General features: G+C 66.8%; 26 protein-coding genes. 12 read left to right on the top strand and 14 right to left on the bottom strand.

The genetic code is table 11. From position 1 onward, the window contains the following. On the bottom strand, positions 1-389 hold a 389-nt coding region (gene pyrF / locus C451_RS12545; RefSeq protein ID WP_007741097.1), incomplete at its 3' end, for an orotidine-5'-phosphate decarboxylase. Between the two features lie 80 nt (positions 390-469). Here pyrF and C451_RS12540 point away from each other — a divergent pair. Beyond that, positions 470-1114, top strand: a complete 645-nt coding sequence (locus C451_RS12540) for an HAD family hydrolase (RefSeq protein WP_007741096.1) — start codon at positions 470-472, stop codon at positions 1112-1114. On the opposite strand, the gene C451_RS12535 is transcribed toward C451_RS12540, so the two are convergent. Then, positions 1111-1557 (bottom strand): DUF2240 family protein, encoded by a 447-nt coding sequence (locus C451_RS12535; protein ID WP_007741095.1) that lies wholly within the window; start codon positions 1555-1557, stop codon positions 1111-1113. The genes C451_RS12540 and C451_RS12535 overlap by 4 nt on opposite strands. Before the next feature lie 81 nt (positions 1558-1638). Between C451_RS12535 and C451_RS12530 the strand changes: the two genes are divergently transcribed. Then, positions 1639-2010, top strand: coding sequence for a 30S ribosomal protein S8e (locus C451_RS12530; protein WP_007741093.1), 372 nt, complete (start codon positions 1639-1641; stop codon positions 2008-2010). Between the two features lie 37 nt (positions 2011-2047). Here C451_RS12530 and C451_RS12525 read toward each other — a convergent pair whose 3' ends face one another. Next, positions 2048-3109 carry a zinc-dependent alcohol dehydrogenase family protein gene (locus C451_RS12525; RefSeq protein WP_007741091.1) on the bottom strand — a complete coding sequence of 354 codons (1062 nt, stop codon included), beginning with the start codon at positions 3107-3109 and terminating at the stop codon, positions 2048-2050. A gap of 138 nt (positions 3110-3247) precedes the next feature. Between C451_RS12525 and C451_RS12520 the strand changes: the two genes are divergently transcribed. Then, positions 3248-4384, top strand: coding sequence for an acyl-CoA dehydrogenase family protein (locus tag C451_RS12520; RefSeq protein WP_007741089.1), 1137 nt, complete (start codon positions 3248-3250; stop codon positions 4382-4384). 91 nt (positions 4385-4475) lie between these two features. After that, positions 4476-5003, top strand: a complete 528-nt coding sequence (locus C451_RS12515; protein ID WP_007741087.1) for a winged helix-turn-helix domain-containing protein — start codon at positions 4476-4478, stop codon at positions 5001-5003. A 5-nt stretch (positions 5004-5008) separates the two neighbouring features. On the opposite strand, the gene C451_RS12510 is transcribed toward C451_RS12515, so the two are convergent. From C451_RS12510 to C451_RS12490, 5 genes are read right to left on the bottom strand one after another with little or no spacing between them, the layout of a single operon-like run. Then, on the bottom strand, positions 5009-5431 hold the full coding sequence (locus tag C451_RS12510; protein WP_007741085.1) for a universal stress protein: 423 nt from the start codon (positions 5429-5431) through the stop codon (positions 5009-5011). 43 nt (positions 5432-5474) lie between these two features. Further along, entirely contained in the window at positions 5475-5915 is a 441-nt protein-coding gene (locus tag C451_RS12505; RefSeq protein WP_007741083.1) for a MaoC/PaaZ C-terminal domain-containing protein, read from the bottom strand. Beyond that, positions 5912-6364, bottom strand: coding sequence for a PaaI family thioesterase (locus C451_RS12500; RefSeq protein ID WP_007741082.1), 453 nt, complete (start codon positions 6362-6364; stop codon positions 5912-5914). The genes C451_RS12505 and C451_RS12500 overlap by 4 nt, the downstream gene beginning before the upstream one ends. Beyond that, on the bottom strand, positions 6361-7554 hold the full coding sequence (locus C451_RS12495) for a 3-hydroxyacyl-CoA dehydrogenase (RefSeq protein ID WP_049913103.1): 1194 nt from the start codon (positions 7552-7554) through the stop codon (positions 6361-6363). The genes C451_RS12500 and C451_RS12495 overlap by 4 nt, the downstream gene beginning before the upstream one ends. 52 nt (positions 7555-7606) lie before the next feature. After that, positions 7607-8674, bottom strand: a complete 1068-nt coding sequence (locus C451_RS12490) for a phosphotransferase family protein (RefSeq protein ID WP_007741077.1) — start codon at positions 8672-8674, stop codon at positions 7607-7609. A gap of 243 nt (positions 8675-8917) precedes the next feature. Here C451_RS12490 and C451_RS12485 point away from each other — a divergent pair, with 243 nt between their 5' ends. Together C451_RS12485 and C451_RS12480 are read left to right on the top strand one after the other, a co-directional pair. After that, positions 8918-10129, top strand: a complete 1212-nt coding sequence (locus C451_RS12485; protein ID WP_007741070.1) for an acyl-CoA dehydrogenase family protein — start codon at positions 8918-8920, stop codon at positions 10127-10129. A 59-nt stretch (positions 10130-10188) separates the two neighbouring features. After that, the gene (locus tag C451_RS12480) at positions 10189-10587 is read left to right on the top strand and encodes a cupin domain-containing protein (RefSeq protein WP_007741066.1); all 399 of its coding nucleotides are present in this window, start codon (positions 10189-10191) and stop codon (positions 10585-10587) included. 33 nt (positions 10588-10620) lie between these two features. Here the strand turns inward: C451_RS12480 and C451_RS12475 are convergent, their stop codons facing one another. Both C451_RS12475 and C451_RS12470 read right to left on the bottom strand, forming a co-directional pair. Next, positions 10621-11112, bottom strand: a complete 492-nt coding sequence (locus C451_RS12475; protein ID WP_007741065.1) for an HVO_2922 family protein — start codon at positions 11110-11112, stop codon at positions 10621-10623. A 43-nt stretch (positions 11113-11155) separates the two neighbouring features. Then, the gene (locus C451_RS12470; protein ID WP_004052097.1) at positions 11156-11401 is read right to left on the bottom strand and encodes a glutaredoxin family protein; all 246 of its coding nucleotides are present in this window, start codon (positions 11399-11401) and stop codon (positions 11156-11158) included. Positions 11402-11474: 73 nt separating this feature from the next. On the opposite strand from C451_RS12470, the gene C451_RS12465 reads away from it, so the two are divergent. The 3 genes from C451_RS12465 to C451_RS12455 all read left to right on the top strand — a co-directional run bounded on the left by C451_RS12465 (position 11475) and on the right by C451_RS12455 (position 14220). Beyond that, on the top strand, positions 11475-11951 hold the full coding sequence (locus C451_RS12465) for a peroxiredoxin family protein (protein WP_007741064.1): 477 nt from the start codon (positions 11475-11477) through the stop codon (positions 11949-11951). Between the two features lie 72 nt (positions 11952-12023). Next, a complete protein-coding gene (locus tag C451_RS12460) occupies positions 12024-13010 on the top strand; it encodes a BtrH N-terminal domain-containing protein (protein WP_007741063.1) in 987 nt (328 codons plus the stop codon). A 37-nt stretch (positions 13011-13047) separates the two neighbouring features. After that, entirely contained in the window at positions 13048-14220 is a 1173-nt protein-coding gene (locus C451_RS12455) for a CaiB/BaiF CoA transferase family protein (protein WP_007741062.1), read from the top strand. Here the strand turns inward: C451_RS12455 and C451_RS12450 are convergent, their stop codons facing one another. Beyond that, positions 14221-15423: an alpha-hydroxy-acid oxidizing protein gene (locus C451_RS12450; RefSeq protein ID WP_007741061.1), complete on the bottom strand. Its 1203-nt coding sequence runs from the start codon at positions 15421-15423 to the stop codon at positions 14221-14223. A gap of 32 nt (positions 15424-15455) precedes the next feature. Continuing rightward, positions 15456-16151: an HAD family hydrolase gene (locus C451_RS12445; RefSeq protein ID WP_049913104.1), complete on the bottom strand. Its 696-nt coding sequence runs from the start codon at positions 16149-16151 to the stop codon at positions 15456-15458. Between the two features lie 160 nt (positions 16152-16311). Here C451_RS12445 and C451_RS12440 point away from each other — a divergent pair, with 160 nt between their 5' ends. Both C451_RS12440 and C451_RS12435 read left to right on the top strand, forming a co-directional pair. Beyond that, complete coding sequence (locus C451_RS12440; protein ID WP_007741059.1) at positions 16312-17082, top strand: SDR family NAD(P)-dependent oxidoreductase; 771 nt, start codon at positions 16312-16314, stop codon at positions 17080-17082. Then, on the top strand, positions 17079-18086 hold the full coding sequence (locus C451_RS12435; protein WP_007741058.1) for a TIGR04024 family LLM class F420-dependent oxidoreductase: 1008 nt from the start codon (positions 17079-17081) through the stop codon (positions 18084-18086). The genes C451_RS12440 and C451_RS12435 overlap by 4 nt, the downstream gene beginning before the upstream one ends. Positions 18087-18119: 33 nt before the next feature. Here the strand turns inward: C451_RS12435 and C451_RS12430 are convergent, their stop codons facing one another. Both C451_RS12430 and msrA read right to left on the bottom strand, forming a co-directional pair. Continuing rightward, positions 18120-19157: a DNA-methyltransferase gene (locus C451_RS12430; RefSeq protein ID WP_007741057.1), complete on the bottom strand. Its 1038-nt coding sequence runs from the start codon at positions 19155-19157 to the stop codon at positions 18120-18122. A 55-nt stretch (positions 19158-19212) separates the two neighbouring features. Beyond that, positions 19213-19755: a peptide-methionine (S)-S-oxide reductase MsrA gene (gene msrA / locus C451_RS12425; RefSeq protein ID WP_007741056.1), complete on the bottom strand. Its 543-nt coding sequence runs from the start codon at positions 19753-19755 to the stop codon at positions 19213-19215. A gap of 80 nt (positions 19756-19835) precedes the next feature. Between msrA and C451_RS12420 the strand changes: the two genes are divergently transcribed. After that, positions 19836-21524 (top strand): thiamine pyrophosphate-binding protein, encoded by a 1689-nt coding sequence (locus C451_RS12420; RefSeq protein WP_007741055.1) that lies wholly within the window; start codon positions 19836-19838, stop codon positions 21522-21524. Positions 21525-21629 lie beyond the last annotated feature (105 nt).

Here is a 21629-nt window from a genome sequence, read left to right as displayed (position 1 = left end):
CCTCGCGCCATCAGAGATGTGTATAAGAGACAGAGATAGGGGTTCACCGTGATGGCGTCCGCCGTGTCCAAAAGGGTCGCGTACTGGCGCGCTGTGTTGCCGATGTCGGCGCGTTTGGCGTCGAGCAACACGGGGACATCCTTCCCGTGGGCGTAGGCGATGGTTTCTTCGAGCGCGCGCCAGCCGTCCGCATCCTCGTAGAAGGCGGCGTTCGGCTTGTAGCAGGCGGCGTGGTCGTGAGTCGCGTCGATGATGCGCCGGTTGAACGCCCAGCGCGGCAGGTCGTGCTCGCGGAGATGATCGGGCAATCGATCGGGATCGGGATCGAGCCCGACCGAGAGCACGCTGTCGGCGGTGTCGATCCGATCGGCGAGACGCTCGAAGAACATGCCACAGCCTGTCGACGACCGACCAAGGGCGTTCGGGTTCGTCTCGCCACACTCATATCGCCGGAGTGGTTACCGCTACCATGCCCGTTTCGGCGGTCGCCTTCGATCTCGACTACACCCTCGCGGTGCCCGAGCGCGACCGCCAGACGCTGCTCGACGAGGCGACCGCGGCGGTCGGCGCGCCCCGCCTCTCGCGCGAGACCTATCTCGACGCCCACCGGCGCAATCTCACGAATGAGACACGCGAAGCCATCTTCGCGGATCTGCTCGACGAGAACGATCCCTCGCCAGCGGCGCTCGCCGACGCCTACCGTGAGGCCATCGGCGACGCGCTCGTGCCGGTCGACGGTGTCGAGACGCTCGTCGCCGATCTTCAAGAATCCTACCGGGTGGGACTGCTCACCGACGGCCCGGTGCGCGCCCAGCGATCGAAGCTCGACGCGCTCGGCTGGACGGAGCTGTTCGACGTGGTCGTCGTCACCGGCTCGCTCGACGCCGGCAAACCGGACGAGCGTGCGTTCCGGACCGTCACCGACGAACTGTCGACGCGCGCCGACGAGACGGTCTACGTCGGCGACCACGCGGACATCGACATCGTGGGTGCACACGACGCCGGGCTCCGGACGGTGCACGTGACCGACGACGACCCGATCGCGGAGGCAGATGGGTCGGTCGAACGGGATGCGCTCGCGGCACAGCTTCCGGGGATCGTCGACTCCCTCTAATCGCCGAGTTCCGCGAGCGCGCGGTCGGCGGCCTCGCTCACATCGATATCTCGCCGTCTGGCGTAGAGCACCGCGGCGGCCTCGATGGTGACGGCGAGGTCCTGCTGGAGCTCGTTGATCTCGGCGACTGCCTCGCGTTTGTCGATACCGTCGGCGACGAGCGCGTCGAGGACCTGCTCGAACGCCGAGCGCCGGCGCAGCAGCTCCTCGTCGGGGACGAACCCGTCGGGGATCGTCGCGTCCGCGGGATCGAACGTGGGAACGAGCATCCCCTCGGTGCGTTCGAGGAGTCCCTCGCCGACGGCGATGTCGGCTAGGCGGGTCGCCTGGTCGGGCGAGAACCAGTCGCGATCGAGCGAGAGTGCGACGACGAACTCGCTTTCGGCCAGTTCGCCCTCGCCGCGGCCCGTGAACGGGGCGGCGACGGCGCTGCGGAGGCTCACGACGGATGAGCGGGCGGCGGCGTGCTAAATCCGTCGATGGGCTATCGAGCGATTCAAGTGTGCGCTCGTCCGCTTTCGGATATGAAAGACCAGGGACGCGCACTCAAAAAGCGGACCGGCGGACGGCGGCGACGAACGACCAAGAAGCGCAAACACCAGCTCGGCCGCGAGCCGACCGAGACCCGCGTCGGCGACACGGTGCTGAAGACCGTCGACACGCGCGGCAACACGCGGACGGTCCGTGCGATCTCGATCGACCACGCGAGCGTCGCGGTCGACGGCGAGACGAAACACGCCGACATCGAGGGCGTCGCCGAGAACCCCGCGAACCCGAACTACGTCCGACGGAACATCATCACCAAGGGCGCGCTCATCGAGACCAGCGAGGGCACCGCGCGGGTGACCTCCCGACCCGGCCAGGACGGCCAGGTCAACGCCGTTCTCGAAGAGTAGCGGTCACGAACGCGAATAAAACGTTTCTGCGATCGGTTCAGAAGCTGTCGATGACGGGGATCCCCATCGTCTCGAAATCGTCCATCGCCGCCAGCTTCTCCGAGACGTCGTCGAGCGGGACGGTCTCGGAGACCACTGCGCTCGGGTCGAGCGTGCCGTCGGCGACCATCCGGAAGATCTCGTCGTAGCTCGTCGGGGCCATCCCGAGCGAGCCGATGAACTCGATCTCGCTCATCACCATCGCGTCCGTCGGCAGCGAGACCATCCCCTGCTCGTCCTGCGTCGAGAGGCCCACCTGGACGTGCTGGCCTCGGGTGCCGAGGCTCAGTACCGAGTTCCGGCAGGTGGTCTCGATGCCGAGCGCGTCCATCGAGACCGCCGCACCGCCGTCCGCGATGGCCTTCACCTCGCTGGCCGGGTTCTCGACGTCGCTCGCGTTGACCGTCGCGCTTGCGCCGAGTTCCTCGGCTTTGTCGAGCTTTTCGTCCTGAAGATCGACCGCGATGACGTTGCCGCCGAGCGCGCTGGCGATGTGCACGGCCGAGAGGCCGACGCCGCCACAGCCGTGGATCGCCACCCAGTCGCCACCGCCGACGTCGGCGCGGTGGGCGAGCGCGTGAAACGAGGTCATGAACCGGCAGCCGAGTCCGGCCATGTCGACCGACGAGACGCCGTCGGGGAGCGGGACGGCGTTGTGGTCGGCCGCCGGGACGTGGAGCTGTTCGGCGAACGCGCCGGGCACGGATTCGACGAAGCCGAGCGGGCGGATGTTCTCGCAGGTGTTGCCGTGGCCGGTTCGACACTGCTTGCAGGTCCCGTCGCCGAGGTTGAACGGTACCGTAACCTGCTGGCCTTCCTGGATGGTCTCGACCTCGTCGCCGACCGCGACGACCGTGCCCGCCGGTTCGTGGCCGAGGATCTGGCCCTCCTGGGGCCGGATGCCGAGCCAGTCCCAGTCACCCTGCCAGCCGTGCCAGTCGCTCCGGCAGATGCCACAGGCCTCCATCTCGATCACCGCACCCGTCGGCTCCGGATCGGGCGCGTCCACGTCCTGGATGTCGAGCGGTTCGCCGTGTTCTTCGAGGACTGCTGCTCGCATAGCTCCTGTGTTATCGATGCCCACAGCAATAGGTGTACCGTGTGAACACATGTCCCCCGGGACGTCATGAATCGGCCTGGTTTTCCGTCGTTCACGGATAGCAGGAAGATATTTTTCGCTGGAAACCCACGACTCCCCATGGCGTTCCAGCTATCGGGAGAACACGAGGCCATCCGGTCGGCCGTCCGCGAGTTCGCCGAGGAGGAGATCGTGCCCGTCGCGCGCGAGCACGACGAGTCAGGCGAGTATCCCGCAGAACTCAGACGGGAGGCCGCCGAATACGACTTCGTCGCGCCGAACATCCCCGAGGAGTACGGGGGCGCGGGGATGGACGCGCTCGCGGGATCGATCGTGACCGAGGAGCTCTGGCGCGCCGACCCGGGCATCGGCAGCGCGGTCGGCTCGGCGGGCTTCGGCAGCGACATGCTCATCGAGTACGGCTCGGAGTGGATGAAGGAGGAGTGGCTACCGAAGATCGCCGCCGGCGAGGCGGTCTCGGCGAGCGCCATCTCCGAACCCGCCCACGGCTCGAACGTCGCGGGTATCGAGACCCGCGCGGAGCAGGACGGCGACGAGTGGGTGATCGACGGCAACAAGACCTGGATCACCAACGGCTCGGTCGCGGACGTCGCCATCGTGATGACCAAGACCGAGCCCGGCGCTGGTCATCGGGGGATCACGGCCTTTCTCGTGCCGACCGACAGTGAGGGATTCACCGCCGAGAAGATCGACAACAAGCTCGGGATTCGGGCCTCCGACCTCGCGGAGCTACGCCTCGACGACGTCAGAGTTCCCGAAGAGAACGTCGTCGGCGAGGTGAACGAGGGGTTCTACCAGCTGATGGAGTTCTTCGCCTCCGGGCGAACGAGCGTCGCCGCGCAGGCCGTAGGGGCCGCCCAGGGCGCGCTCGATGCCGCCCGCGAGTACGCGACCGAGCGCGAGCAGTTCGACCAGCCGATCAGCGAGTTCCAGGCCATCCGGCACAAGCTCGCCGAGATGGCGACCGACGTGGACGCCGCACGATCGCTCGCCTACCGGGCCGCGAGCGCGGTCGAGAGCGACGCCGACGACGCGGTGCGGCTGGCGAGCATGGCGAAACTGTTCGCCAGCGAGCACGCCGTCGACGTGGCCGACGAGGCGATCCAGGTGTTTGGTGGTGCGGGCTACGTCACCGATCATCCCGCCGAGCGCTACTACCGCGACGCGCGCATCACGAAGATCTACGAGGGCACGAGCGAAATCCAGAAGAACATCATCGCCGATCGGCTGGTATGAACAAGAACGGGCTATCGCACGGACGGACTCATCTCCCGAATGCTGGCGGAGCGCGAACCGACGAGCGAACCACTGCGGGCGGAGGCCTGCGATGAGCGAGGAGCCGCCGGAGTGGGAGTTCACCGAGCGCGATGTCGTGATCCTGCGCGAGCTCGCTGGCGATCCACAGGTCTCCTCGCGCCAGCTCACCGAGATCCTCGACGAGAAGTACGACATCGACGTCTCGCACGTCACGGTCAGCGAGTCGATCCGGCGGATGCGCGAGGAGGGCGTCTTCCGCGAGGCGATCATCCCGAACGAGGACTTCTTCATCTTCGGACTGTTCGAATTCAAGTTCAACGCCGAACACTTCGCCGACGAGTGGCGCGCGGCGATGGAGTACATCCGCGACTCGCCGAACACGCTGTTCTACTTCCTCTCCGACGGGGAGTACCAGTGGAAGACGGTGATGATGTTCCCGACGCGCGAGGCCGAATCGCGCTGGATCCACGAGTTCTACAAGGAACACGGCAGCGTGGTCTCGAACATCCGCAACTCCGTCGTGACGAACGTGCTCAAGTTCGGCACCGATCCCGAACTGCTCGAGAGCCTGAACGAGGGGCCGCGGACTCGGGAGTAGCTGGCTCAGCCGATGATCGTCACCGGGATCGAGACCTTGCGCGCGACCTCCTCGGCGACGCTGCCGAGCAGGAGGCGTCTGGTGCCCGAGCGGCCGTGGCTTCCGATGACGATCTGGTCGATATCGTTCTCGTCGGCGTACTGGACAACGACGTCGCTCGGCACGCCGCTCTCGGCGGCCGTGGTGATCTCGACGCCGTACTCGTCGGCTACCGCCCGCGCGCTCGTCTCGATCTCGTCGCTCTCCTCGCGCGCTTTCTGCTGCCAGTGCTCGCCGAGTGTGTTGCCCGGTGCGCCGTAGCCCCACTCGGCGGGATCGACGGCGTGGATGACCGTGAGGTCGTCCTCACCGTGTTCGTCGAGCGCGTATTCGAGCGCCTCGTGTGCCTGTTCCGAGTCGTCGAACGGAACCAGAACCCGCTTTCCCATACGCACCCTATCACGAGGCGACAAAAGAAGCTACCGTCGATCGTCAGCGCACCAGCGAGAGCAGCTCACAGGAGAGCACGGTCTCGCCGTCCTGATCGAGCACCGCCACGCCGTATCTGATCGTCCCGTTCGCTCGTGGATGCTCGCGCTCCGCCTTTTCGAGCACCTCGGTCTCGACGTGGATGGTGTCGCCGATGTAGGTCGGGGCGGCAAACCGGAGCGCATCGACCCCGTAGAACGCGATGACGTCATCGCGCTGCTCGGGGGTTCGGGACTGCCAGAGCAGCCCCGTCATCGCCGAGAAGACGAACGCACCGTGGACGATCCGCTCGCCGTACTCCGTCTCCGCCATCCGCTCCGCGTCGGTATGATGATGGTTGAAGTCGCCGCTCACGCCCGCGAAGTTCGTCACGTCGGCTTCCGTCACCGTTCGCCGCGCGGTCGTGGCCGTCTCGCCCTCGTCGACCGACTCGAAGGTACTCATCGCCCCTCCCGGAAGAGCCGGTAGCTCGTGCGCCCGACCGCCACAGGTTTTTCCTCGCCGTTCGGCGCGATGCTCGACACGGTCGCATCGGTCACGCCCATCGATCCGCCAGCGCGGACGACCTCGGCCTCGACGGTCAGATCGTCGGTCGCGGGGCGGAGATAGGAGACGTTCAGATCGGTCGTCGTGAGCGCTGCGCCCTGGGGGTTCTCGAACGTCGATCGGAGCGCGAACCCGCTCGCGGTGTCGACGAGCGTGGCCGCCACGCCCCCGTGGACGTTCGCCTCGCCGCCGGGCACGAGATTGGTGAACTTCTCGTCGTAGGGCACGCGGAGCACGACGCGACCGTGCTCGATCGTCCCGATCTCGATGCCGAGCCAGGAGAAGAAGCCGTGCTCGCCGATAATGGCTTCGAGCTGGCTTCGCTCGGCCGGCGAGAGGTCGCTCATCGACCCCCGGAGACCGGCTCGCCGTCCTCGTACTCGTAGAACCCGCGCCCGCTCTCCTGTCCCGTGTTCCCGTTCTCAACCAGCTCGACGAGATAGTCGGCCGGCTCGAAGCGCTCCTCGCCGGTCGCCTCGTGGAGCGTTTCGAGTTTGTCCAGGTACGTGTCGAGGCCCTCCCGATCGGCGCGCCGACACGGTCCCTCGGAGAATCCAGCGCCGAGTCGCATGCCGGTGTCGATCGCTTCAGGAGTCGCCACGTCCATCCCGATCAGCTTCGCGGCCTCGTTGACCATCCGAGCCTCCACACGCAGGGTGTCGAACCCCTCGCCATCGCCCGTTTCGTAGTCCGCGCCGTCACCGTTCTCGTAGTCGTAGTAGCCTTTCCCCGTCTTGCGGCCCAGCTCCTCGGCTGCGACCCGCTCCTCGATCAGCGGCGGGTTGGTGATGCCGGCCTCCTCGCGGACCGAATAGCCGATGTCGATCCCCGTCAGATCGGCGAGTTCGAACGGCCCCATCGGGTAGCCACGCTGGTGGACCATCGCAGCGTCGGCCTCCTGGATGGTCGCCTCGTCGTTGGAGACCATCCAGGCGGGTTCGACCATGAACGGTCCCAGAACGCTGTTGACGACGAATCCCTGGACGTCCTTTCGGACGTAGATCGGCGTCTTGCCGAGCGATTCGACGAAATCGTGGGCGGTCTCGGCGGTCGCGTCCGACGTTTGCTCGCCGTAGATCACCTCGACGAGATCCATCTTGACGGGCGGGTTGAAGTAGTGGGTGCCGACCACCTGTGCCGCCCTGTCGGTGGCGCTCGCGATCTCGGTGATCGACAGCGAGGAGGTGTTCGAGGCGAGGATCGCCCCGTCGGGCGCGAGCTCGTCGAGTTCGGCGTAGATCTCCTTTTTGAGTGCCATCCGTTCGGGGGCGGCCTCGACGACCAGATCGGCGTCGCCCACTGCTTCGGCGAGATCGGTCGTCGTGTCGATGCGCGCGAGCACGTCGTCGGGGTCGTCGACGATCCCGTTCTCGGCGAGTTTGCCGACGCTCCACTCGATGTCCTCGTAGCCCGACTCGATCAGCTCTGCCTCGATGTCGCGCATCGTCACGTCGTAGCCGCCGAGCGCGACGACCTCGGTGATACCGTGGCCCATGTTGCCCGCGCCGAGCACCGCCACTCGTTCGATATCCCTCATGGTCGTTCGAGCGATCGGCAGCGGTTTAACTCCCCCGTCGCCGGCGACCCGCTCATAGCGGCTCCTCCCCCTCGATGATGCGCACCGCGCGATCGGCGAGTTCGGGCACGCCAGTCTCCATCTTCGGGTAGAGTGGGTCGTCGGCGTTGCCCTCCAGATAGCGCCGGAAGAACATCTCGCCGAGCCCAGCAAGTTTGTAGACCGCGAGCGCGCGATAGAACCGATCGTTCTCGTACTCGATCCCCGTCCGCTCCTCGTAGCGCTCGACCAGTTCCTGCCGACTGGGGTAGCCCTCACTGGTCATGAACGTCGCGGTGAGCGAGTCGGTGGCTCGGGGTGGGTCGGGATCGCCCTCGTCCCACCAGTACGACAGTAGCCAGCCGAGATCGACGAGCGGATTTCCAAGTGTGCTCAGCTCCCAGTCGAACACCGCGACGATCTCGGGGGGCGTTCCCGGCCCGAACATCACGTTGTCGAGCTTGTAGTCGCCCTGGACGAGCGTGTGCGTCGGCGCGTCGGGAACGTTCTCGGTCAGCCACTCCATCACGTCGTAGAGCGCGGGCACTTCGCGCTCCTCGCTCGTGACGTCGAACGCCCAGGTCAGCTGCTCGGACCAGCGGCTCACCTGCCGCTCGGTGAACCCCTCGGGATGGCCGAACTCACCGAGGCCCACGTTCTCGTAGTCGACCGCGTGGACCTCGGCGAGCCCGTCGACGAGTTCTTCACCGATCTGCTGTCGGTGGTCGGGTGCGGCGAAGCGCTCGGGTTCGCCCTCGCGCAGCACGTCGCCCGCGACGCGTTCCATCACGTAGAAATCACAGCCGAGTACCGAGTGGTCCTCACAGGCCAACACGGTGGGTGGCACTCTGACGTCCGTCTCCTGAAGCGCGTCCATCACGCGATACTCCCGCAGCACGTCGTGGGCGGTGTCGGCGACCTCGCCGGGCGGCGGTCGGCGAACCACAAGGTCGCGATCACCCCACTCGACGAACAGCGTCTCGTTCGAGTGGCCCTCCTGATGGTGCTGAACGTCGAACTCCTCGACTGCCCCGAGTTCGTGCTCGAAGTAGTCGGCGAGCGACTCCCGATCGACGATGCGCGCGAAATACTCGTCGCTCATCGGGCCCTCCGATTCGGCGACGATCGCGATCTCGTTACCATTGGTAGATCGATTGTGCGTCCGGCTACGAATATCTACTGGACACACCTATGGAATGGTACATTTCTGCCGACGTTCCCCGAGATCTGCGGCCTCACGTGGCCGGTAACTTCGATCACCGAAAAGCATCACGCCCACTGACAGTGTGCGAGATCATCAGTAATCGCCCTACCGTTTTACAATGTAGTGCAGAGAAGGGAGTGCATGGACTACGACGACTCGGCGACCGCTCGGGAACTGCGCGATCGTGCCCACGAGTTCATGGAAGAGGTCGTGCTGCCGAAGGAGCGCGCCAACGCCGCCGACAGCGTCTCCCGTGAGACGATCGACGAGCTACGAGAGCAGGCCCGAGAGTACGACGTGTATGCACCCCAAATTTCCGAAGAGCACGGCGGCATGGGGATCGCACTGCGGGACGTACTGCCGCTGTTCGAGGAAGCGGGCCGGAGCCTGCTCGGCGCGCCCGCGATGCGCGTCGATGCGCCCGACGAGGGGAACATGCACACCCTCGAACTCGTCGGCACCGCGGCGCAGAAAGCGGAGTGGCTCGACCCGCTCGTGGCGGGCGAGATCCGTTCGGGCTTCGCGATGACCGAGCCCGCTCCCGGTGGGGGATCGGACCCGAAGATGCTCCGCACGACGGCGGAAAAGGAGAATGATGAGTGGATCATCGACGGCCACAAGTGGTGGACCACCCAGGGTAGCGCGGCCGACGTGCTCCTGGTGATGGCTCGCACCGACGAGGAGGCCCACCCCTACGCCGGTTGCTCGATCATCCTCGTGCCGACCGACGCGGAGGGCGTCGAGATCGTCCGCGACATCCCGCATCTCGGCCAGGATCTCATGCCCGAGAGCCACGCCGAGATCCGGTTCGACGGGGTGCGCGTGCCCGAGGAGAACCTCCTCGGCGAGGAGAACGAGGGGTTCACGGTCGCTCAGCAGCGCCTCGGACCCGCACGACTGACCCACTGCATGCGCTTTTCCGGGATGGCCGATCGCGCGCTCGACGTGGCGAAAGCCTACATGAGCGAGCGCGAGGCGTTCGGCTCGTCGCTCGCGGACAAACAGTCCCAGCGGTTCGCGATCGCCGAGGCCGAAACCCGTCTGCACGCCGCGCGGACGATGGTCAGGGACGCCGCGGCGAAACTCGACGCCGGCGAGGAAGCCAGAGTCGAGGTCTCGATGAGCAAGGTCTTCGCCGCCAACGTCGCCCAGGAGACGATCGATCTCGCCATCCAGTGCTGTGGCGGGGCCGGCATCAGCAGGGACCTGCCGCTCGCGGATTTCTACGACGCGGTGCGCGCCTTCCGCATCGTCGACGGGGCCGACGAGGTCCACAAGCGAACGATCGCGCGTGCGGCTTTCGAGGACACTGACCCGGCCGAGATCGAGGCGGTGCCACGCTTCGACGGCTGATCGTCGGGCCCGTGCTGGGCCGGGCACAACCTTTTGCGCCGGCCGACCGTCGATGGCGCATGGACCACGGAATCGTTCACACGGACGACGTGCGCGTCACCGATCTCTCCGACGTCGAGGAGCTCCCGCCGGATCTCGACATCCGCTCGATCGACGACGCGCTCGGTACCGACGAGACGAACGTCAAGCTCTGGTATTTCGATCCCGGCGAGGAGATCCAGTACCACGCCCACGCAGAACAGGAGGAGCTCTACTACGTCGTGGAGGGCGAGTTCTCGGTCAAACTCGGTCGCTCGGGCGAGGAGGAGATCCACGAAGTCGGTCCGGGCACGTTCTACGCCGCCGGTCCCGAGATCGGCCACGGTCACCGCTATCTGGGCGACGATCAGGGGATCGTGCTCGCTATCGGCGCACCGTCGGTGGAGGACCCGGGGCTCGACCCGCACGACCTCGACTGAGCGCCATCGTCCCGACACCAACTTCCGGTCGCCCTACTCGGAGACGACGGTGGCGTCGGGGGCGTTCTTCATCACGCTTCGCATCCCTTTGAGCGCGTTCTGCTTGCTCGTGTATCCCTCGCCGCTCGTGGCGATGATGTTCCCGTTCCGGTGGACGAGCCGCCAGCGCCACTCGCTCGCTCTATCCTGAAAGACCTCGAAACGGCCGAGGCTGTGGGCGGGTTCGGCCGTGGATTCGCCATCACTCTTCACAGGCTCACTCTCGGTGGCTGCCGAAACGTCCTCACCCTCCTCGTCGCGCTCGTCCCATTCGAGTTCCAGTTCCACACTGCGCTTCTCGGAGTCGCGTTCGACCTCGATCTCGAACAGCGGCTGCTCCGGTGGTTCGATCCGCACTGACCGCTCGCCGTCTTCGAGCGTCACCGGTCCATCGTTTTCGAGCGCCGTCGCCAGCGATTTGAGCACGCCGGCGATATCGGCGCGGCTCCGCTGACGCTCGCTTTCGAACAGTGTTTCGTCGGCCATACCGTCGTTCCGGACGGCGTGAGGATAAAAGGGGGCGTCCGGATCAGGCCGCGGCGTACGAACGATCGAGGTGTTCGACGATGCGGTCGGACTCGCTCATCGTGATGCCGCGCTCGTCGTCGACGAGCACCGGGACGTCGCGCTGGCCGGAGACGCGCTTCACCTCGTCGCGTTTGGAGTGGAGCGCCTCGACCCAGATGCTGTCGAAGTCGATATCCAGATCGTCGAGACGGTCGACGACGGCTTCGCAGTGCGGGCAGCCTTCGAGCCGGTAGAGCGTGATTGCCATGCCTCGTGTCCGGCGGCCACGGACAAAAATCTCCCGCCGACGGCGTTTTGTGCCCGTCCATCCAGCATGAGGCATGCCACCATCCGAGGGCGAGCGCGCGCCCGATTTCACGGCGCTGCTCTGTGACGGCGAGACCTTCCAGACGGCCAACCTCTCGACTGTCCTCGACGGCGGCTGCGTGGTCGTCTTCTACGGCTTCTCGTTCAGTGCCATCGCCGAAAACTGGTGGAAACGCTACGAGCGCGCCGGCTGGAACGAATTCGAGATCCCCGTCGTGGGTGTGAGTCGTGAGGGTCCCTACGCCCAGAACGCCTTCATCCGCTATCTCGACAGCCCCTTTCGACTGTTCAGCGACGGTGAGGGGGCAGCCGCCGAGGCGTACGATCTGCTCACGACGCGTTCGGGCATGGGCGAGACGCGAACCGCACGCCGTGCCGTCTTCGTCCTCGACGAGGATCGGCGCGTCGTCCACCGCTGGCTCGGCGAGGACTGGATCTCGCCCGTTCCGCGCACGGAGATCGAGGCGGCCGTCGCCGAGCTCACCGGATAGAAGCGGTCGTCGCCGAGTTCGTTGGAGAGGCAGCGCCGACACGGCTATGGCGCGGACGCGCGAGGCACCGGTATGTCGATCGCCGACTACCCACACCGGCCGGGCGCACACTGCGGATCGGCCTCGCTGCGCAACCTGGCGGCACACTACGGCTGGGGGTTCGACGAACCGCTCTGTTTCGGCCTCGGGGCGGGCATCGGCTTCGGCTACTACGAGAAGGGACCTGCCAGCCGCACCATCATGGGCCGAAGCTCGTGGCTCGAATCGAGATTCTTCGAGACCCTCGCGATCCCGTTCGAAGAGGGCGATGGCGAGGACTGGGAGATGGCCTGGGAGGCCGTCGGCGCGCGAGTCGCCGGCGGAACACCCGTCGTACTGTTCGCCGACCTCTACTACCTCGATTACTACGGAACTGACACCCACTTCGGCCCGCACACGCTCGTCTGTCTCGGCACCGAGGGAGACGACGTACTGCTCTCGGACAGCGAGTTCGAGACCGTCCAGCGGTTGCCGATCGATCGCCTCCGGCGAGCGTGGGGCTCGGAACACGGGTTCGTCGGGCCGCTGTCGAACCGCTGGCTCGCCGTCGATAGCGAGCGACCGTCCCCGAACGCGTCGATCGAGAGCGCAGCACGAACGGCAATTTCGCGGGCAGCTGAGGGGATGCTCACCGATGGCGAATCCGGCGCGTGGGGGACACAGGGCGTGGCAGGGATCCGTCGGTTCGCACGCGAGCTTCCCGAGTGGACGGAGCTGGACGACGCGTCCTGGAGCGCACGCTTCGCCTACCAGAACGTCGAGCGCCGCGGCACCGGTGGCGGTGCGTTCCGGCGGCTGTACGCGGATTTCCTCGCCCAGCTCGATTTCCTCGACGATTCGTTCGCCGATCGAACCCGCGCGATCGCCGACGACTGGAGCGCGCTCGGCGAGACGCTCCGCGAGGCGAGCGAGACGCCGACCATGGAGCTCTTCGAGCGCGCGAGCGAGCAGGCTGCGGCCATCGCCGATCGCGAGGAGGAACTGTTCGTCGACCTCCGCGATGAGGCGGGAGAGGACTGACGCGAAGGATTATGATCCGTCCGTCGGAGCATTGGATATGCGACTCGATGGCGTTCGCGTACTCGATCTCACGCGCTATCTGCCCGGCCCGTACACCACCCAACTGCTCGCCGACGCCGGGGCGGAGGTCGTCAAGATCGAGGATACTGCTACTGGGGATCCGGCCCGTTGGATGAGCTTCGAGAGCGAGGGGAGCGACGGAACGTTGTTCGAGGCCGTGAACCGAGGCAAGCGAAGCGTCGCACTCGACCTCAAGAGCGATGCGGGGCGCGAGGCGTTCTTCGAACTCGCGAGCGACGCCGACGTGCTGATCGAGGGGTTCCGGCCAGGCGTCACCGAACGCCTCGGTGTCGACGACGATTCGGTTCGCGAGCACAACCCCGGGATCGTCTACTGTTCGCTATCAGGCTACGGCCAGACCGGACCGTATCGAACCCGTGCGGGCCACGACTTGAACTACGCCGCCTTTTCGGGCCTGCTCGACATGACCCGTGCCGACGAGAGCGCGACACCACAGATACCGGGCGTTCCGGTGGGCGACATGGCTGGCGGGCTCTTCGCCGCGTTCTCGATCGTCGGCGCGCTCTGTTCGCGCGCGCTCGGCAACACCGGCGGGGAGTACCTCGATATCGCCATGACCGACGTGTTGCTCTCCTTTTCGCAAGCGCTCGCGCCCGACGCGCTCGCGGGCGAGACGCCACGCCCCGGAGAGACGGCTCTCACGGGGGAGTTGCCCTGGTACGGGATCTACGAGACCAGCGATGGGAAGTTCGTCTCGATCGCAGCACTCGAGCCGCCCTTCTGGAAGGAGTTTTGCGAAACCGTCGGCCGCGAGGATCTCGTCGAGACACACATGACGGACGACGAGGCGACGCGTGCGGCGCTGCGCGAGGAACTGACCGAACTGTTCGCCGCGAGAACCCGCGACGAGTGGGCCGAGATGTTTGCAGACAGCGACGCGACCATCGAACCCGTCCGCACCCTTCCGGAGGCACTCGACCACCCACAAACCGACTCGCGGGGGCTTATCGAACGGACGCAGTGGCCACAGCGGATCGGCTTTCCGGCGCGGTCGTCCGATCACGCCGACCCCGCAGCGGGCGTTCCGGGACACGGTACACAGACCGAAGCGGTCCTCCGCGAGGCGGGCTACACCGATCGCGATATCGTGGAGCTGCGCGAGTCGGAGGCAGCGGTTTTCGGCGAGTGATCAAGGATCGTCCACGCCCGATGGCCGCCGATCGAGCAGTATCGATCGGTCGAGTTCGTCGAAACTCGTGTGGCCCGCGAGCGCGAGCGTGAGATCGAGATCGGCACGGAAGTTCTCGAGGACGCTTCCGACGCCGGCCTCGCCGTCGAGCGCCAGCCCGTAGGCGTAGGGTCGCCCGAGCAGGACGGCGTCGGCTCCGAGCGCGATCGCCTTCACGGCGTCCGCACCGCTGCGAATTCCGCTATCGAACAGGACGGGGACGTCACCGACGGCATCGACCACGCCCGGAAGGGCGGTGAGTGCACCGATCGCACCGTCGACCTGCCGACCGCCGTGGTTCGAGACGACCACACCATCCGCACCGCATTCGACGGCCCGCTCGGCGTCGTCGGGGTGGAGCACACCTTTGACTATCAGCGGGAGGTCGGTCTCCGCGCGGAGGCTCGCCAGATCGTCCCAGGTGAGCGAGGGATCGCCGAAGATATCGACGAACTCCATGAGTGCCGTGCCCTCGTTCTCCTCGGGCGGGACGTCGAGGCGATCGCGGAAGGCCGGGTCGGAGACGTAGTTCGCCACGCCCTCGCCGTCGAGGAAGGGGAGGTAGCCCTGCTCGATGTCGCGCTCGCGCCAGCCGAGCAGGGGTGTGTCGAGCGTGACGACGATCGCGTCGTAGCCGGCGTGCTCGGCGCGCTCGACGAAGCTGCTCGCGATGTCGGGGTCGGCCGACCAGTAGAGCTGGAACCACTTCGGGGTCTCTCCCAGTTCCTCGGCGACCTCCTCCATCGTGTACGACGACGCCGAACTGAGCACCATCGGGACGTCGTGCTCGGCCGCGGCCCGCGCGACCGCGAGCTCGCCTGCCTCGTGAACGATCGAGAGCACGCCGAGCGGGGCGAGCAGGATCGGGAGATCGAGTTCGGTCCCAAAGAGATCGACGCGGAGGTCGCGCTCGGAGACGTTACGGAGCACGCGCGGGACGATCCGCCAGTCGGCGAACGCGCGGCGGTTCTCGGTGATCGTGTCCTCGGTGCCGGCCCCGCCGGCGACGTAGGCCGCCGCTTCCTCGCTCATCGCGGCCATCGCTCGCCGCTCGAGCTCCTCGTACCGAACCGGATGCTCGGGCGGGTCGTCGGCGAGCATCCCCGACGCGTAGACGTCGCGCTGGCGATGTTCGCCGTAGGGTTCCGAGGGGTCGTCGCTCATGCGAATTTATGGCACGGCCGACACAAGTAGTTTCACCTGTCGTCGATACCGACCAGACCGACGATGTCGAGCGGATCATCGACGCGGTAGGTGACAACCGGGTCGTCAGGAGCGGCCTCGCTCGCGCTGCCCCCGAACGCGACGGTGTCGATGCCCGCTCGCGCCGCGCCCCGCATATCGTTCTCGTAGCGATCGCCGACCATCAGCGCCGCGGTGGGTTCGACGCCCGCCTTTTCGAGCGCGGTCTCGAACATCGCCGGATCGGGCTTCGTCCGGCCGACCTCCTCGGAGGTCGTCACCGCGTCGAGCCGGTCGGCGACGCCGAACTGCGAGAGCAGCGCCTCGCCCTCCCACGTGTCGATGTCGCTGACGATGCCCTGATGGACGTGGCTTTCGAGCCGGCCGATCGCCGTGACGGTTCCCACGACCGGTTCGAGGTTCTCATGAGTTGCGCGCTCGAAGGCCGGCAGCCACTCCTCCTCGGGCAGTTCGTGGCCGACCATCGCCGCGACCGCGCGCCCGTAACCGACCCGCGCGCTGCGGAATTCGGTCCCCTCGCGCGTGCTGAAGTGCGATCCCAGTTCGTCGCGCCACGTGGCGAGCGCTTCCTCCCTGTCGAGATCGTGCTCGTCGGCGAGTACCCCGACGAACGCCCGATGGCCCGCCCGGACCGAGCCGAGATCCAGGATCACGCCGCCGATATCCCAGAAGACCGCCTCGTAGTTCATGCCGATGTCACTCGGCGACGCGACGAGTGTCTTCCGACGACGGATCGGATTACCGGTGGTAACCGATCGATACGTGCCGACAATCGATGGTGGCACCAGTATTTATTAGCATGCCATCGGTAACGGTCGATGTGATGGAAACCACCACTCGGAGGCGGCGATGACCACGGAACAGTTCAGCGTCGATGGTGACACGGCGCTCGTGACGGGCGCGTCGAGCGGTATCGGACGCGCGATCGCCGAGCGGTTCGCGGCGGATGGGGCGGAGGTCGTGATCTGCTCGCGCGAGCAGGAGAACGTCGACCCCGTGGCCGAGGGGATCGAGGAGGCGGGCGGATCGGCGCTCGCCGTCGAGTGTGACGTGCGCGATCGCGATTCGGTCGAGGCGCTCGTCGAGGCCACCGTCGCGGAGTTCGGCGGGCTCGACACGCTCGTCAACAACGCGGGTGCGAGCTTCATGGCGAACTTCGAGGGGATCTCCGAGAACGGCTGGAAGACGATCGTCGACATCAACCTCCACGGGACCTACCACTGCACGCAGGCCGCTGGCGAGGTGATGCGCGAGGGCGACGGGGGGACGATCGTCAACTTCGCGAGCGTCGCCGGCCAGGAGGGCGCACCCTTCATGAGCCACTACGCCGCCGCCAAGGCGGGCGTCGTGAACCTCACCTCGACGCTCGCCTACGAGTGGGCCGACGACGGGGTGCGGGTGAACTGCATCGCGCCGGGGTTCGTCGCCACACCCGGCGTGGCGAGTCAGATGGGTGTCACCACCGACGAGATCGATCGGGAAGAGGTAGATCGCAAGATCGGCACGAGCGAGGAGATCGCCGACATCGCCCAGTTCCTCGCGAGCCCCGCCGCGTCGTATCTCACCGGCGAGACGATCACCGCACGGGGCGTGCCGGACATCATGGAATCGCCGGAATGAGCGACCCCGCGGGTCGCGACGTGTTCCTCCCGGTGAGCGCACAGCCGAGCATCGACGCGCTCTGCGAGCAGGCCGAACGCGCCGAGGAACTCGGCTACGACCGGGTCTGGCTGCCCGAGACATGGGGTCGCGACGCAGTGACGGTGCTCACCTCGATCGCCCACCGGACCGACGAGATCGGCATCGGCACGTCGATCGTCCCCATCTACTCGCGCTCGCCCGCACTGCTCGGCCAGACCGCCGCCACGCTCCAGGAGGTCTCGGACGGGCGCTTCCGGCTGGGTCTCGGTCCCTCCGGACCGATCGTCGTCGAGAACTGGCACGGCGTGGAGTACGGAAACCCGCTCCGCCGGACGCGCGAGACCGTCGAGATCGTCAAGGCGGTGCTCACGGGCGAGGAGATCGACTACGACGGCGACTACTTCGATCTCTCGGGCTTTCGGCTGCGCTGCGAACCACCGGAGCCCGCGCCGGCAGTCGATGCGGCCGGAATGGGGCCCAAGAGCGTGGAGCTCGCCGGGCGCTTCGCCGACGGCTGGCACGCGCTCATGCTCACCCGTGACGGCATCCGCGAGCGCCTCGACGATCTCCGTCGGGGAGCGAGGCTCGCGGACCGCGACCCCGACGACGTGCGTGTGACGCTCTCACTGACCTGTGCGGCGCTCGACGACGGCGAGCGCGCCCGCGAATCCGTCCGCCAGCATCTCGCCTTCTACGTCGGCGGGATGGGAACGTTCTACCGGGACAGTCTCGCACGGATCGGCCACGAGGACACCGCCGAGACGATCTACGAGCGCTGGCAGGCCGGCGATCGCGAGGCAGCGATGGCGGCCGTCGACGACGAACTGCTCGATTCGATCGCGGTCGCCGGCACGCTCGACGATGCCCGCGAGCGGTTCGCGCGCTTCGCGGCCATCGACGGTGTCGATCACGTCTCGGTGTCGTTCCCGCGCGACGCGACGCTCGACGAGATCGAGGCGACGACCGCGGCACTCGCTCCCTGAACGGTCCAGCCTCGACGGTCCTCCACAGAGAAATCAGTCGGTGTCGATCGGTTCGTGGACGGCGCGGTAGCCGTCGTCGGTCGCGGTCAGGGTCTCGATCGCGTAGAGTCGCAACGAACGCTCCTGTTTCGTCGTGACCGGGAACTCGTAGTGGTCGGCCTCGTAGGCGAACTCGTCGACACCGTGCTCGTCGACGAACGCGCGGTGATCGTCGAGGCGCGCTCTCGCGACGGTCCGTGAGAGCGCAGGGGCGTCGTCGACGCGATCGCCGAACGCCTCCGCGAACGCCGCGTCGCGCTCGGAGCCGATCGAGTCGCGCGCGGCGGCCATCGCGGCGAGGCTCGTCGTGCCCGTCCCCCAGAACGGGTCGAGAACCGTCTCCCCGACGACGCTGTACATGTTGATGAGCCGATATGGGATCGTGAACGGGTAAGCTCCCGAGCGATCCCGGCGGTCGTCGCCGTCGAGCGTCTGGTGCTCGCCGGTGACGTCCGTCCAGAGATCGGAGAACCAGCGATTGCGCTCCTCCCAGAAGTAGGCCGACTCGTAGCGCCGGGCGGCGTTCGGCTCGAACCGCCGCGTCCCGCCGTTGCGAAAGACCAGAACGTACTCGTGTTCGAGCGTGACGTAGGCGTTCGGCGGAACCATGCCGCTGCCCATGAACTTCGCACCCGAGTTGGTCGGCTTCCGCCAGAGGATCTCGGGGAGGGGCTCGAACCCGCGCGTCTCGAAGGCGTCGATGATTCGGGAGTGGTTTCCCCAGACGCGAAAGCTTCCGTCGATTTTCCGCGTCGCGTCGCCGACGTTGATGCAGGCGATGCCGCCGTCGACGAGCACGCGCGCGAGTTCGTCCCAGACCGCGTCGAGCTGGTCGTGCATCAGCTCGAATGCCGCTCGTCCGTCGCCCGCGTCGAGCCGTTCGCCGATCGCGGGATCGAGCTCGGTGAACAGGTCGTCCCACATCTCGATCATCGGATACGGCGGCGAGGTGACGACGAGCTCGACGCTGTCGTCGGCAACCCCGTCGAGCTGCCGTGAATCGCCGACGACGACGCGATGGCTGGTCTCCATTGGCGATAGCCACCACGCCGTCGGTGAAAACGTCCGCGGAGATCGAATTGGAGTGTCAGGCCGCGAGCTTCTCGGCGAACTCCTCCCGCACCTTCTCGATCTTCGGCTGTGCGTGGATGGTGCAGTAGGCGTCGTCGGGATTTTTCTCGTAGTAGTTCTGGTGCTCCTCGCTGGCCTCGTAGAACGTGTCGAGCGGTTCGACCTCGGTGACGACGTCGTCATCGTAGCCACCCTCCGCGTCGAGCGCGTCGACGTAGGCCGCGGCCTTCTCCTGCTGGTCGTCGCCGTGGGTGAAGATCGCCGAGCGGTACTGGCTGCCGACGTCGGGGCCCTGTCGGTTCAGCTGGGTCGGATCGTGGACGGTGAAGAACACGTCGAGAAGGTCCTCGTAGGCGATGCGCTCGGGGTCGTATTCGACCTGGACGACCTCCGCGTGGCCGGTGGTGCCCGAACAGACCTCACGGTAGGTCGGATTCTCGGTGTGACCGCCCGCGTAGCCCGAGGTCACGTCGAGCACGCCGTCGAGCTCCTCCATCGGGGCCTCGATACACCAGAAACAGCCGCCGGCGAGCGTCGCGCGTTCGGTTTCGGTTGCCATACGCTCGATTGGGCGTGCTCGGGGGAAAACCCATCGGCCCGGTCGGAGTGAGGTATTTCACCACGGGCCACGATGGATCGATGATGAGCGACTACACCGGTGCGGAACTGTTCGTCGACGCGCTCGCCGACTACGGCGTCAGCCACGTCTTCGGCAATCCCGGCACGACCGAACTCCCGGTCGTCCACGCGCTCGCCGACAGCGAGATCGAGTACGTGCTGGGGCTCCACGAGGACATCGCGGTCGGGATGGCCGGCGGCTACGCCCAGACGCGCAGATACCATTCCCACCACGACGACTCGATCACCCCGCTCGGTGTGGCGAACCTCCATCTCGCGCCGGGTCTCGCGCACGGCCTTGGCAATCTCTACGCCGCGAAGGTCGCCGGCGCGCCGCTGCTGGTGACGGCCGGCAACCACAGTTCGGATTTCCGCCACGAGGAGCCGGTCCTCTCGGGGGATCTACTTCGGATGACCCGCCAGTTCTGCAAGGACAGTCAGGAGATCCTCGACGTCGAGGCGATCCCGACGATGGTTCGTCGGGCGGTGCGGACAGCGCTCACGCCGCCGACGGGCCCCGTCTTTCTGGGCCTCCCGCTGGACACGATGCTCGCCGAAACCGACGCCAGCCCCGAGCGACTCGGGCCGATTCCCACGGCGGGGAGCGGCGACGCAGCCAGTATCGAGCGCGCAGCCGATCTCCTGACCGAGGCTGATGCGCCGGTGCTGGTCGTCGGCGATCACGTGGCGCGGGCAGGCGCGGACGCGGTCGCGGCGGCCGTCGATCTGGCCGAGACGAGCGGCGCGCGCGTCCACGGCGAGATCCTCCTCTCTGAGGTCGATTTCCCGATGGATCACGAGCAGTGGGTCTCGCCGATCCCGCCCGACGAGGAGCTCGCACGGACGCTGTTGAGCGCCGACACCGTGATCTTCGCCGGCTGCTCGACGAACACGACGCTGACGCGCCACGAGGGCGACCTCGTCGCCGACGACACGACCTGCATCCATCTGAGCGACGCGGTCCACGAGATCGGGAAGAACCAGCCCGCCGACGCGGCCGTCGTCGGCGATCCCGGCGACGTGATGACCGAGCTCGCGACCCGACTGCACGATCGACTCGCTGACGAACGGCGGGACGAACGGCTCGACACGGTGCGCTCGGTGAAAGAGATGGTCGAGGGGCAGCTGGCCACGATGGGCGAGGGCGACGAGGACGACCCGCGTGCCTCGAAGGCCGAGCTCGTCGATGCCCTCCAGGAGAGCGCCCCGGACGCCTACATCGTCGACGAAGGGATCACGGCGAAGTACGCGATGCTGACGCGCTGGCCGCTCCAGCCCGAACAGTACATCTCGAACAAGGGCGGTGGGCTGGGCTACGGACTTCCCGCATCGGTTGGCGCGGCGCTCGCCGAGAGCCAGCGCGAGGAGCCACGAGACGTCGTGGGGTTCGTGGGTGACGGATCCTATCTCTACTATCCTCATTCGCTCTACACCGCCGCGCGATACGATCTCGATCTCACGGTCGTCATTCCCGACAACAGGAACTACCGCATCCTGAAGGACAACACGCTCGGCGTGATGGGTGGCGAGGAAGAGGAGTACGACTGGCAGGACATGGAGTTCGACCCACCTGTGGACATCCCGACGAACGTCGAGAGCCACGGCGCGCGTGGGCAGCTCGTCGAATCACCCGAGGAGATCGCGCCGGCCGTCGAGGACGCGCTCGATCGAGACGGCCCGGACGTGCTCGACGTGCTGGTTCACGACTGAATCCCACAGAAAGTATTTGGTCGTGTCGCAAAGCGGTCTAGACTTCGGTAGCAACTGACTCCCTTCAGGAGGGGGTTGTCTCTGGTGACCAAACCGAGACCACCC

Source organism: Halococcus thailandensis JCM 13552, from assembly GCF_000336715.1.
GTDB lineage: Archaea > Halobacteriota > Halobacteria > Halobacteriales > Halococcaceae > Halococcus > Halococcus thailandensis.
The sequence above is the reverse complement of the archived record's forward strand: the minus strand, read 5'-3'. Positions and strand labels throughout refer to the sequence as shown.